Below are 12761 nucleotides of genomic sequence, written 5' to 3' on the forward strand. Positions count from 1 at the left end.
AGTAGGAGTTGCAGTGTCGTGTCGCGTTGTCATTCGCGATTCCACGAGACGGCCACAACGTGCACGAAAACGCCATGCGAGGCGAAGGCGGCCGGCGCCGCCAGCGTCACCCCGATGCCGGCGGCGCGGGGTCGTGCGCGAGGGTCGCGGCGATGCGGGCTTCCCAGGCGCTGGCGCCCTGGCGGCGGGCCAATGCCATCGCGGTGGCCAACGAGGGCGGCGTGCCATCGTGGCTTTCCGGATCGGGCGCAGACTGGGCCCGTGCCAGGTGCTGCAGCCGCAGCAGTTCCGGCGCGCTCCACAGCTGCAATGCCGGGCCCAGCCGGTCGAGGCGTTCCGTCAGCAGCGCATCGGCCTCCCGCGCCGCGCCGCGCGCGAGCAGCGCCTGGGCCAGCAGCGCGAAGAGCACCGAGTAGGCCGGATCGAAGCCGTTGCGCTCGAACTGCGCGAGGGCCGCGCCCAACTGCTGCGGCGAGACCGTCTGCGGCGCCTGCACCATGCGCGCCCACAGGCCGAAGGCCGCGGCATAGCGCCGCCAGAATTCCAGCCCATGTTCGGCGGCGACCTGTTCGATCTGCGGCACCAGCTGCAGCACATGCGCGACATCGCCGGCCAGGGCGGCCACGGCGCAGCTGCCTTCGATCAGCGCGCAGCACAGCGAGCAGGCATGGTCCAGTTCCGTCGCTTCGTCGACCGCCAGTTGCGCCGCGCGCCGGGCCTGGGCGGGCTGGCCGGCCAGCCACAGCGTGCGCGACAGGAAGGCCCAGCCGACGACCCGCTGGTCCAGCCCGAAGCGAAAGGGCGAGCCGCGGTGATCGTCGCGCACGTAGCGCTCGAGCATGGCTTCGAGCGCCGGAAGCGCCTGCTGCTGGTCGCCCAGGAAATGCTCACAGGTGCCGACCAGGCGTCGCGCGGTCAGCAGGGCGGCCGGGTCCTCGGTGTCCTCGGCCAGCGCCACCATGTGCCGTGCGTGGTGCAGCGACTGCACGTAGCGGCCTCCGCGCATGTGGTGCAGCCACAGGCCGTAGGCCGATTGCAGCTGCATCTCGCGGTCGCCCAGCGTGGCGGCGAGTTCGCTGGCGCGCGTCCAGGCCAGGCCGTTCTCGGGCCCCGGGCCGCGCGACCAGGTCGAGGAGGTGCCCAATGCCGCATGCAGCACCATCGCCTGCGCGGGCGCGAAGGCGGGGGCCTGGGGCGCGGCCAGCGCCGCGGACATGCGCTGGCGGCATTCGTCGTGCAGCGACAGCTGGATCCAGAAGGGCGTGGCGTCCGCGAGGATGCGAAGGCCGGTCGCGCGCTGGTCCTGCCGGCGCTGGCAGTGGTCGAGTGCCGCGCGGATGTCGTCGATGTGGTGGCCGTATTGCCGGCGCCACTGGCGGGTGGACAGCGACATCCAGTCCTGCCGGGCCTGCGCCGCCCGCTGCGCGACGAAGTCGGCATGGCGCCCGGCCAGGGTCTCGATGCGCGCGCCGAGTTGCTGCAGCGCATAGGCGCGCAGCATGCCCAGGTAGCGGTAGCGCAGCGGCTGGGTGCCGGCCTGCGGCGCCAGCAGCGACTTGTCGACCAGGCTGGCGAGGGTGTCCAGCGTGCGGGCGGCCTGGCGGGCCTGCGGACTCAGGACGGCCTCCGCCGCGGCCCCGTCGAAGTCGCCGGGGAACACGGCCAGTTCCTGGAACACCTGCTGCTCGCCGGGCCGCAGCAACTGGTAGCTCCACTGCAGCGCATGGCCCAGCGAGGGGTGGCGCTCGCTGCTGCCGCGCGGGCGGGCCTCGAGCAGGCCGCAGGCGCGCGCCAGGTCCTGCGTGACCGTGTCCAGCCCCAGCGAGGGCACGCGCGCGGCGGCGATCTCCAGCGCCAGCGGGACGCCGTCCAGGGCCCGGCACAGCGCCACCACCTCGCGGACGTTGTCGGGCGTCAGCGCGAAACCGTAGTCGGCCGACTTCACGCGCCGCACGAACAGCTCGACGGCACCGCTGCGGGCCGCCTCGTCGGCCGCGACGCCCGGGGGCGGAAGGGCGAGCGGACCCAGCCGGTAGACCTGCTCGTCGTCCATGCCCAGCGGGGCCTGGCTGGTCAGCAGCACGCTCAGCAGCGGGTCGTGCTGCAGCAGCCGTTCCAGTTCGGTGGCGCAAGCGGCCGCCAGCTGCTCGCAGTTGTCCACCACCAGCAGCGCGCGCGCCGCATCGGGCGCGGCCGGCATGCCGTTGGCGTAGCGCCCGGCCAGTGCGGCCGCGAGACCGGGCGCGACGGCGGCCGCGCCCTGGGTCTGCGACAGGTCCAGGAAATGAATGCCGTCCGGGAAATAGGCGCTGGCGGCCGACGCCAGCTCGATGGCCAGGCGCGTCTTGCCGATGCCGGCGGGCCCGGTCAGCGTGCACAGCGAACGCGTGGCCAGGATGCGCTGCAGGGCGCGCAGCTCCTCGGTGCGCCCGACCAGCAACGAGCGCGGGCGCGGCAGGCCCGATGGCGCCGGCTGCGGCCCGCGGGCCGCGGCGGCGGCTGCCGGGGTGTGCACCGTGCCGGTGAAGCGGTAGCCGCGGCCGAACTCCGTGGCGATCAGCCCGCGGTCCGTGCCCAGCGCCTTGCGCAGCGCCGAGACCTGGACCTGCAGGTTGTTTTCCTCGACCACCTCCTGTGGCCAGAGGCCCGACAGCAGCGCGTCCTTGCCGACCGCCTCGCCCGGGCTGGCCACCAGGGCGCTCAGCACGGCCACGGCGCGCTCGCCCACGTCCAGCCGAACGCCGTCGCGCAGCAGCAGGCGCAGGCCGGGCAGCAGCTGGTAGCGCCCGAAGGCGACGATGTCGTCGTCGCGGATGTCGGGCGAGGGGGGCGAGGAGGGGGGCGGCATGGCGGCGCGGCGAGCGGCCGGTGGCGTGATTTCAGACGTCTGAAATTCTAGGCCAAGGACTTGCGCGGCCGGGCCGGGCAGCATCGTGGGCCCTGAGTATTCCCCTGAAGACCGCCATGCAAAACAAGCTGCCCGGCAGCCCGTCGACGGTGCCTGCCGTCGGCGAAGGCTGCGACGACACCTCGCGCCCGCTCGACACCTCCCTGCTGCTCGCCATGGCGATCGCCTGCGGCGTGTTCGTGGCCAACATCTACTACAACCAGCCCATCCTGGAACTGTTGCAACGGGCCTTCCCCGAGGCGCTCGACCTGGTGAACCTGTCGCCGACGGCCACGCAACTGGGCTTCGCCTGCGGCCTGTTCCTGCTGGTGCCGCTGGGCGACAGGATCGACCGGCGCAAGCTGATCCTGTGCCAGGGCGCGGCGCTGTGCCTGGCGCTGTTCGGCCTGGCGCTGGCGCCCGATGCGCTGGCCCTGGTCATCGCGTCGGCGGTGGTGGGCGTGGCCGGGTCGGTGGTGCAGCAGATCGTGCCCTTCGCCGCGGAGCTGGCGCTGCCCAGCCGCCGCGGGCAGGTGGTGGGCCAGGTGATGAGCGGCGTGCTCTGCGGCATCCTGCTGGGCCGCGCGGTCGGCGGTTTCGTCGGCGAGCACTGGGGCTGGCGTGCCACCTTCTGGATGGGCGCGGTGTCGTCGGTGCTGGTCTGGCTGCTGCTGCTCTGGCGCCTGCCGCACAGCCGGCCCAGCACCCGCCAGGGGTACCGGCAGCTGATGCACTCGCTGCTGGCGCTGTGGCGCGAAGAGCCCCGGCTGCGCCGCGCCACCTGCATCCAGGCGGCGCTGTTCGCGGCCTTCATCGGCCTGTGGACCATCCTGGCGCTGCGCCTGCACGCGGCCTTCGGGCTGGGCGCCGAGGCAGCCGGGATGATGGGCATCGTGGGAGCGGTCGGCATCCTGATGGCGCCGCTGGCCGGGCGCATCGCCGACCGGCGCGGGCCGTACACGGTGATCGGCCTGGGCTGCCTGGTGGTCGTCCTGTCCTTCGCGGTGCTGGGCCTCTGGGGCGGCCTGGCGGGGCTGGTGGCCGGCATCGTGCTGGTGGACCTCGGCGTGCAGTCGGTGCTGATCTCGAACCAGCACGTGGTCTATGCGCTGCGGCCCGAGGCGCGCAGCCGCCTCAACACGCTGTTCATGAGCGGCATGTTCGTGGGCGGCGCATCCGGCGCCTGGCTCATCGGGCTGGCCTGGCGCCACGGCGGATGGAACGGCGCCTGCATGCTGGGCGGCGGGCTGGCGCTGCTGGCCTTCGTGCTGCATGCGACGGGGCAGCGGGAGCACTGAGCGCTCGCAGCGCCGCCGTCATCCGCCGGGCGCTTGCGCCTGCCGTACCGCGCTCACCGCGGACACCGGGAAGGCGCTGTGGCCCCGCAGCAGGTTGATCGTGCGGACGGTGCGTCCGCCCGCCAGGCAGGGCACGTTGAGTGCGTGGAAGAGGCCCAGCGCCTCCAGCGTCTCGAAGTCCGCGAAGGCCGAACGGAACTCGGCGCGGGTCTGCGAGCAGAAGGGCTGGCCGCCGAGGATCACGTGCTCGGCCCACGGGCTTCCCATCAGCCGCTTCACGCCGCCGCTCGGGTAGTTCGCCTCGTCGCTCGAGTAGCTGCGCCGCACCAGTTGCTGCTCCCAGTCGACCTCGAGCACCGTCAGCAGGCCGAAGTCGACGCAGGGCGCGAGCCGCTGCGCGAAATCGGACCAGGCGTGCCGGGCCGTCATGTGCGAGTCGCCAGTGCCTCGGCCATCACCTTGGCGGCATCGCGTGCCGGCCCGGGCGCCGATTCGGAAGGACGGTGCGACGGCATGCGACCGGCGGAGGCCTTCTGGTTGACGCTGCGGAACACGCCTTCGGGCCTGAGCTGCATGATGGCGATCAGCGCGACCGCGATCACGAACTCCCGCAGGGACGCCACCTGCACCGCGCTGAGCCCGGGCACCACCGCCGCGGCGAAGCGCGTGCCTTCCAGCAGCGCGACCACGGCCAGCGAGCCCGCGATCGCGCCGACCACCCGCGTGTAGCCGCCGGCCGTGGCGGCCAGGAAGATGTAGATGGTCAGCAGCGGCACGAAGCCGTCGGGCGCGATGTAGCTGGTCAGGTGCGCGTAGAGGCCGCCCGCGATGCCCGACAGCGCGGCACCCACGAAGAAGGTCTTGAGCTTGAGCTGCAGCACCGGTTTCCCGGCCACGGCCGCCACCTGCTCGTCGTCGCGCACCGCGCGCAGCGCCCGTCCGTAGGGCGACCTGAACAGCCGCGTGAGGCCGAAGGCGGTGAGCCCCACGATCGCCCACACCAGCAGCAGGTAGAACCAGGGATGCGCCGCGCCCAGTTCGAGCTTGAGCGGCGAGCGGATGCCCGACAGCCCGTCGCTGCCGCCGGTGAGCCATTTCTCGTTGGTCGCGATCAGCCGGATGACTTCGGCAAAACCCAGCGAGACGATCGCCAGGTAGTCGCCGCGCAGGGGCCGCGTGAGGTAGGACAGCACCACGCCGACCGCGCCCGCCGCCAGCGCCGCGCAGGCCAGCGAGACGCCGATCGGCACCCCCGCGCCCGACAGCAGCGCCGAGGTGTACGCGCCCACCGCATAGAAGCCGACCAGGCCGAGGTTGACCATGCCGCCCTGACCCCAGATCGTCACCAGGCCGAGGGAGAGCAGTGCGTAGATGCCGGCCAGCGTGGCCATGAACAGGAGATAGGACGTCACTTGCGTACTCCGGAAGCGCCGGCGAACAGGCCGCTCGGGCGGACCAGCAGGACCAGCAGGATGGCGACGAAGGCGGTCGCCGATTGGTAGACGGGCGAAATGACCAGCAGCGCCATCTCGCTCACCACGCCGATCAGCAGCGCGCCCAGCACGGCGCCGCTCAGGCTGGTCAGGCCGCCCAGCACGCTGGCCGAGAAGATGATCAGCAGCAGGCGCGAACCGGTCGAGGGATCGACGCTCGTGTCGATGGCCAGCAGGGCGCCGCCGATGCCCGCCAGCCCCATGCCGATGAAGGTGGCCAGGTTCGACAGCCGGGCCGGATCGATGCCCTTGAGCCGCGCCAGGTCGGGGTTGTCGGCGACGGCGCGCATGGCCTTGCCCACGCGGGTGACGGTGAAGAAGGCCGCCAGCAGGATCGCGATGGCCAGGGCGATGCCCAGGTTGTGCACCTGCTGCGGGCCGACCCGGATGCCGGCGAGCTGCACGTCGCGCGCGATCGGCAGGTCGAAGCTGTTGAGGTCGCTGCCGAAGCCGAAGCGCAGCGCGTTCTCCAGCGCCAGGTTGAGCGCGATCGAAACGATGGCGACCATCAGCGGCGTGTGCGCCGAGACCCTGCGCCGCATCGGCACCAGGGCCAGCCGGTCGCCGAGCATGCCGATCCCGCCCGCGATGGCGAAGGCCACCGCCAGCACCGGGACCAGCGGCCAGTGCAGCTGGCTGTTGACCAGCCAGCCCGCATAGGCGCCCACGGTCATCTGCGCCGCGATGCTGAAGTTGATGAAGCCGAGCACGCTGAAGATGAGGGTCAGGCCCAGCGCGGGCAGGGCCACGACCGCTCCCATGACGAGGCCGTTGACCAGGTGTTGGACGATGTCGGAGAACATGTGGGTCCTTCGCTCGGGCTCAGGCGACCTTGGTCACGGCGAGCTTGCCTTTCTGGATCTGCTCGTAGCGGAAGAACACGCCCTTCACGTCGCCGTTGTCGGCGAACTCGAGCGGGCCGCTGGCGCCGTCGAAGTTGATCGGGCTGCCCGCGCCCAGCAGCTTCAGCGCGTCCGCGACGCCGTCGACCACCTTGCCCTGCGCCGCCTGCGAGATGCCGCGCAGGTGGTCGCGCACGGTGGTGCCGTTGACCGCCGCCGCCGGCGCGTCGGCCAGCGCGAGCGCCACGAGGTTGACGTGGTCGTAGACCTGGCAGGAGTAGCTGTCGAGCGCGTCGACCTTCATCTTCGCGATGAGCCGCTTGTACGCCGCGGCGTTGACCGAGGCCGAGGGCACCAGCGAGTAGGCGCCTTCGCCCACCTCGGCGGGCACGGCCTCGACCAGCTTCTGGTTGATGCCGAAGGAGAAGCCGATGCGCTTGCCGTCGTAGCCGGCCCGGTAGAGGTCCTTGAGCACCACCGAGGTGTCGGGCACATAGCCGCCGAGCACGATCACGTCGGGCCTGGTGCGCAGCGCCTGGTCGACCTCCGACCGGTAGCTCGACTTCTTGTCCTCGTAGATCAGACCCGCGCCGGTGCCGCCCGCGCGGGTGAAGATGCCGGAGAGGATGTCGATGTACGACTGCGCGAAGGGCGTCTGCGGCCCCATGAAGAACATCTTTTTGCAGCCGAGTTCGACGCCGAAGTCGCCCACCCGCGTGCCCTGCAGCGTCACCGTGGGCGAGGTGCGGAAGATGTAGCCCTGGTGCGGCAGCTTCGTGATGCTGTCCGCGCCCGAGGAGGTGGCCAGCACGGTCCTGCTTTCCCAGCACAGCGGCGCGATCGCCGAAGTGACCGAGGACGCGTAGGAGCCGCCGATGGCGACCACGCGGTCCACGTCGATCAGCTTGCGGGCCGCGCGCACCGCGGCCTCGGGGTTGCTCTGGTCGTCCTCGATGACGACCTCCACCCGCCGCCCGTGGATGCCGCCGGCCGCGTTGATCTCCTCGGCCGCGATCTGCGCCGCGCGGCTCATGGTCGAGCCGAACTGGCTGGTGGCGCCCGTGAGGGGAATCAGGATGCCGATGCGGATCGGCTCCTTGCCCTGCGCCCGCAGCAGCGGGTGCTGGGCCGCGAGGGCGAGGGCGGCGCCCGTCGTGAGGAAGGTTCTTCTGCTGGTCATGGCCATGCTCCAAGGAGGTTGAAATCAGTGAATCTGTGCGCCGCCGAGGAACAGGTGGCGGACCTCGTCGTCCGCCAGCAGCTCCGGGGCGCTCGCGTCGCGCAGCTTTCGCCCGGCCACGAGCACCAGGCCGCGCGTGCCGTACTCGAGCGCGAGCAGGGCGTTCTGCTCGACCATCAGGATGGCGAGGCCCTGGCCCGCGAGGTCGCGGATCAGGTCGAAGACCTCGTCGGCGGCGGCCGGCGAGAGCCCCGCGGTGGGCTCGTCCAGCAGCAGCACCTGGGGCTGGGTCATCAGGGCGATCGCCATCGCGAGCACCTGCCGCTGGCCGCCCGACAGGTTGCCGGCCTTCTGCTTGAGCCGCGGCTTGAGCAGCGGGAAGCGCTCCAGCTGCGCCTCGACCCGGGCCTTGCATTCCGCGCGCACCAGGTAGCCGCCCATCTCGAGGTTCTCGCGCACCGTCAGGCTCTGGAACACGTTGCGTTCCTGCGGCACGAAGCTCAGGCCGCGTTCGCAGGCGTCCTGGGCGTTGCCCGGCAGCAGCAGGCGGCCGTCGATGTCCACCTGTCCCGCCTTGGGCTTCAGCAGCCCCGCCACGAGCTTGAGGAAGGTCGACTTGCCCGCGCCGTTGGGGCCGATGATCACGGCCAGGTCCCTGGCCCGGAGATCGAGGTCGATGCCCTTGACGATCTCGTCCGCGCTGCCGTAGCCGCCGCGCAGTTCGCGTATGTTCAAGGCCGTCATGCGCGGCTCCTTCCGAGGTAAGAGGACTGGACGCGGCGGTCGGAGGTGACCTGTTCGAAGCTGCCATGGGTCAGGTACCTGCCCTCGGCCATCACGACCACCTCCTCGCACAGGCGCCGGATGAGCGCCATCTCGTGCTCGATCAGCAGGACCGTGATGCCCTCGGCCTTGACCGCCTCGAGCTGGTCGGCGATCTCGCCCACGAGCGTGGGGTTCACGCCCGCCATCGGTTCGTCCAGCAGGATCATCTCGGGCTCGGCCAGCAGCGCGCGCCCGATCTCGAGCAGCTTCTTCTGGCCGCCCGACAGCGCGGGCACCAGGTTGTCCAGCACGTGGTCGAGGCGCAGCCTGCGCGCCATCGCCCAGGCCTTCTCGCGCAGGGCTTCCTCGCGCGCACGCACGGCGGGCCCGCCCAGCAGGCCGGCGACGAAGCCTTCGCCCGGCTGGTGCGGCCCGTACAGCATCAGGTGCTCGAACACCGTCATGCGCGGGCAGCCGCGGGCCAGCTGGAAGGTCCGCACCAGGCCGGCGCGCGAGATGCCCTCGGGCCGCAAGCCCGAGATGTCGTGGCCCTTGAACGCGATGCGTCCCGAGGCCTGGGGCAGCAGCCCGGTGATGGCGTTGAAGAGCGTGGTCTTGCCCGCCCCGTTGGGGCCGATCAGGCCGGTGGTCTTGCCGCGGGCGACGTCGAAGGTCGCCCCGTCGAGTGCGTGCAGGCCGCCGAAGGTGGCGCGCACGTCGGAGATCTGGAGCAGCGCGTCCATCTCAGTTCGCCAGTGCGGCGCTGGTGCGCGCATGCAGTTCGTTCTTCACGAACCTGCCGTCCTTCAGGATCGCGGCCAGGCCTTCGCCCTGGCCGGTCAGCACGCCGATGTCGCGCAGCGGATCGCCCCGCACCACCAGCAGGTCCGCGATCGCGCCGGGCCGGACGGTGCCGAGCCGGCCCGCGTGCTGGACGATCTCGGCCGCCACGGTCGTCGCGCTGCGCAGCGCCTCCAGGTTGCCGATGATCTCGGCGCGCACGCGCAGTTCCTCGCTCTGGTGCCGGTGCGACTCGCCCAGCAGGTCGCTGCCATAGCCCATCTTCACGCCGGTGCGGTGGAGCAGGGCGACCGCCTCGCGGCCCGCCAGCCGCACGTCGTCGACCTTGGCGATCGACTCCGGCGGCAGCCCGAGCGAGGCGCCCTCGAGCGAGAGCATGTCGAAGGTGATCAGGGTGGGCACCACGAACACCCCGGCGTCCTTGATCAGCCGCGCGGTGGCCTCGTCCACGAGGTTGCCGTGCTCGATGGTCCTGACGCCCGCTTCCACCGCGCGCCGGATGGCGCGCGGCGTGTAGGCGTGCGCCATGACGTAGGTCTGCCAGGCGGCCGCCTCGTCGACGATGGCGCGCAGCTCGTCCATCGAGTAGCCGGTGTTGCCGATGGGGTCGTTGGGCGAGGTGACGCCGCCGCTGGCCATCACCTTGATCTGGGTGGCGCCCTGGGTCAGCTCCTCGCGCGCCGCGCGCCGCACCTCGTCGACGCCGTCCACCACGCGGCCGATGTTGCCGATCCGGAATGCGCAGGCGCACGATTCGAGCTGATCGCTGCGCGCCCGGAAGTCGCCGTGACCGCCGGTCTGGGAGAGCGCCTTGCCGGACGTGAAGAGGCGTGGCGATTCGATCAGGCCGTCCCGCGCGGCCTGGCCCAGCGCCCAGTCGCCGCCGCCCGCGTCGCGCACGCTGGTGAAGCCGCGCATCAGCATGCCCTTGAGGATCGGCAGGGAGCGGATCACCCCCAGCGCATTGGGCAGCCGGGCCGCCAGGCCGAGATTGACCGACGACGCCGTGACGTGCACATGGCAATCGATCAGGCCCGGCATCAGCGTGAGGCCCTGGAGGTCGTACACCGCATCGGTGCCGCGCGGCTCGGCCAGGCCGGGGCCGACCTCCGCCACATGGCCGTCGACGACGACGACGTCCGTGCCACCCACCGACTCGCCCTGCCCGAGGTCCAGCAGGTTCGCATTTCGCAGAACAAATATCGACATGAAAATTCCCGTCTTGAACACCTAATGACGTAGGAGTCTAGGAGTCGTATACTCCTACGACAATAGGTGTCGAGCACCTAAGTGTTTCTCCTTGGAGGACTTTTCATTCATGCGCAACAAAGCCACCGGCCCCGTCATCGATTACGAACGAGCCTTCCAGGACGCGCCCGTGGGCCAGGCGCTGGGCCGCGACCGCCTGATCCTGGCGTGCAACCGCGCCTTCGCCGCCATCTTTCGGGCCGAGGTCGAGGACCTGATCGGCAAGTCCTTCGAGCGGCTCTATCCCACGCAGACGCATTTCGAGCAGACCGGCGCGCGCATCGCGCCGGTGCTGGCCAAGCACCGCACCTTCTCCGACGACCGGATCATGCGCAGGCTCGACGGCGAGCTGTTCTGGGTGCACGTCAGCGGCTTCACCTACACGCCCGAGGACCCGCACCACGACACGCTGTGGGCCTTCACCGACCTGTCGACCGGGCGCAAGGTCAACTCGGCGCTGCGCGGCTCGATGACGCCGCGCGAGCGCGACATCGCGGCCCTGCTGATCGAAGGCAAGACCGGCAAGGAGGTCGCGCGGGCACTCGACATCAGCCCCCGCACCGTGGACATCTACAAGACGCGCCTGCTGCGCAAGTACAGCGTGAGCAGCACGCCCGACCTGGTCAAGCGGCTGCTCGCGGGCTGAGGCTCAGGGCTGTTCGGCCAGGTACAGGCGCACCACCAGCTGCAGCCGGAAGCGCCCCTCCACCGCGTCCAGGTCAAGCCGGGTCAATTCGGCCAGGCGGCCCAGCCGGTAGCGCAGCGTGCTGATGTGCACATGGAGGCGGTCGGCGGTGCGCTGCAGGTTGAAGCCCTCGTCGGTCAGCGCGATGGCGGTGTCGATCAGCGCGCGGCCGCGCTTGTCGGCCTCCAGCACGCCGAACACGCGCGCGATGAACAGCCGGCGCGCGGCCGGGTCGCCGGCCAGCACGCGCGGGAACATCGCCTCGTCGGAGAAATGGACGCGGCCGGGCTTGGTGTGCGGCATCAGGTCGGCCACCTCGCGCCCGGCGCTGTGCATGCCCGCGATGCCCTGGTGCAGCTCGCTCACGCCCATCGCGCAGCGACCGTGCGCGATGGACGACCAGAGCCATTCGACATCGACGGTGTCGGGCACCAGCGCGTTGATCTGGTTGGCCGACAGGCTGATGAGCGGCGCGACCTTCTTCTGCCGCAGGGCCTGCGTCAGCTGCCCCGCGAGCTGCTCGCGCCGCATGAGCCCTTCGCTCGAGAGCGGGTTGGGTTCGTCGAGCAGGATGGTGGCCAGGCGGTAGGGCTGTGCCGGGTCCCAGCCCAGCAGGCGGGCGCGTTCGATGGCGCTGGGCGTCTCGTCGAAGCGTCCCTCGAGCAGCGCCGCCACCAGGGCGTAGCCCAGGCGCGCCTCGTGGGCCGACAGCTCGCGCTGGTGCGCGATCTGCAGCGCGGCCACCGTGCCCGCGTGCTCGACCGCGCGCAGGTCGATCTCGTTGAGCGGCGGCACGCCCTCGGCCACCAGCACATAGCCGAGTCCGCCATTGCGGTTGCGCACCGCGCAGCCGACCACGCTCTGGGCCGCGGTGGCGAGCCGGGAAGGGCGCGGATGCCAGCGCAGGGCGCGGGTCTGTTTGTCCATCGCCTGGATGCCGCCGCCCGCGGACAGGGCACGGAACACGCCCTGTTCGAAGGGCGGCGAGGCCTGCCCGCCCTGCGCCACGGTGTGCGCGGCCAGCAGCGCGCCCTCGGCGGAATGGATCTGCACCGAGCGTTCCAGCACCTGGCCCAGCACGCGCGCCACGTCCTGCAGGCTGTCGCCCGTGGCCGCGGCCTCGGTCAGCTGGCGGTGGATCTGCTCCGACTTGGCCAGGGCGCGGCTCTGGCGGTCCACGAGTTCGCGGTGCACGTACTGGGTGATCGAGCTGAAGGGCACTTCCCAGGGCAGTTCGATCAGCGGCAGGTGCAGCCGCTGCGCGGCGGCGACCGTTTCCGCGGCGAAGTGCGCGACGAAATTGGGCACCGCCAGCACCACGCCGCAGGCGCCCTTGGCCGCCAGCTTCTCGACCAGCGCGGCGGCCTGGGCGCCGCCCTTGGGCCAGTTGTAGCCGGTGCTCAGCAGCAGGTGCCCGGGTTCGACCCAGCTTTCGATGTCGGGGTGGTCGACCACCTGGACCCAGGAAATCGCCTTGGCGAGGTGGTCGGCGCCGGCCACCACGGTGCCGACCCGCAGCGGGGATGTGCGCAAGGCCTCGTCGAGTTGCATGGCGAAATTCT

At 71.4% G+C, this 12761-nt stretch carries 11 protein-coding genes; 2 read left to right on the forward strand and 9 right to left on the reverse strand.

The features are described from left to right. Nucleotides 1-106: 106 nt before the first annotated feature. Nucleotides 107-2848, reverse strand: coding sequence for an ATP-binding protein (locus QTI20_RS06270; protein WP_286549225.1), 2742 nt, complete (start codon nt 2846-2848; stop codon nt 107-109). A gap of 116 nt (nt 2849-2964) precedes the next feature. Between QTI20_RS06270 and QTI20_RS06275 the strand changes: the two genes are divergently transcribed. Then, nucleotides 2965-4185 carry an MFS transporter gene (locus QTI20_RS06275; protein ID WP_286549222.1) on the forward strand — a complete coding sequence of 407 codons (1221 nt, stop codon included), beginning with the start codon at nt 2965-2967 and terminating at the stop codon, nt 4183-4185. An 18-nt stretch (nt 4186-4203) separates the two neighbouring features. Here QTI20_RS06275 and QTI20_RS06280 read toward each other — a convergent pair whose 3' ends face one another. The 7 genes from QTI20_RS06280 to QTI20_RS06310 are packed head-to-tail and all read right to left on the reverse strand — an operon-like array spanning nt 4204 to nt 10475. Next, nucleotides 4204-4614 carry a hypothetical protein gene (locus QTI20_RS06280; protein WP_286549221.1) on the reverse strand — a complete coding sequence of 137 codons (411 nt, stop codon included), beginning with the start codon at nt 4612-4614 and terminating at the stop codon, nt 4204-4206. Then, entirely contained in the window at nt 4611-5597 is a 987-nt protein-coding gene (locus QTI20_RS06285) for a branched-chain amino acid ABC transporter permease (RefSeq protein ID WP_286549219.1), read from the reverse strand. Before QTI20_RS06285 ends, QTI20_RS06280 begins: the two co-directional genes overlap by 4 nt. Next, a complete protein-coding gene (locus tag QTI20_RS06290) occupies nt 5594-6481 on the reverse strand; it encodes a branched-chain amino acid ABC transporter permease (protein ID WP_286549217.1) in 888 nt (295 codons plus the stop codon). Before QTI20_RS06290 ends, QTI20_RS06285 begins: the two co-directional genes overlap by 4 nt. Before the next feature lie 19 nt (nt 6482-6500). Then, nucleotides 6501-7700 (reverse strand): ABC transporter substrate-binding protein, encoded by a 1200-nt coding sequence (locus QTI20_RS06295; protein WP_286549214.1) that lies wholly within the window; start codon nt 7698-7700, stop codon nt 6501-6503. Nucleotides 7701-7724: 24 nt separating this feature from the next. After that, nucleotides 7725-8444, reverse strand: coding sequence for an ABC transporter ATP-binding protein (locus QTI20_RS06300; protein WP_286549212.1), 720 nt, complete (start codon nt 8442-8444; stop codon nt 7725-7727). Next, nucleotides 8441-9208, reverse strand: coding sequence for an ABC transporter ATP-binding protein (locus tag QTI20_RS06305; RefSeq protein ID WP_286549211.1), 768 nt, complete (start codon nt 9206-9208; stop codon nt 8441-8443). The genes QTI20_RS06300 and QTI20_RS06305 overlap by 4 nt, the downstream gene beginning before the upstream one ends. Nucleotide 9209: 1 nt before the next feature. Then, nucleotides 9210-10475: a metal-dependent hydrolase family protein gene (locus QTI20_RS06310; RefSeq protein ID WP_286549209.1), complete on the reverse strand. Its 1266-nt coding sequence runs from the start codon at nt 10473-10475 to the stop codon at nt 9210-9212. 109 nt (nt 10476-10584) lie between these two features. Between QTI20_RS06310 and QTI20_RS06315 the strand changes: the two genes are divergently transcribed. Continuing rightward, nucleotides 10585-11160, forward strand: coding sequence for a PAS and helix-turn-helix domain-containing protein (locus tag QTI20_RS06315; RefSeq protein WP_286549207.1), 576 nt, complete (start codon nt 10585-10587; stop codon nt 11158-11160). A 3-nt stretch (nt 11161-11163) separates the two neighbouring features. On the opposite strand, the gene QTI20_RS06320 is transcribed toward QTI20_RS06315, so the two are convergent. Beyond that, entirely contained in the window at nt 11164-12750 is a 1587-nt protein-coding gene (locus QTI20_RS06320; RefSeq protein WP_286549205.1) for a PucR family transcriptional regulator, read from the reverse strand. Between the last annotated feature and the right edge of the window lie 11 nt (nt 12751-12761).

The sequence above is a fragment of the Variovorax sp. J2P1-31 genome, assembly GCF_030317215.1.
Classification (GTDB): Bacteria; Pseudomonadota; Gammaproteobacteria; order Burkholderiales; family Burkholderiaceae_C; genus Variovorax.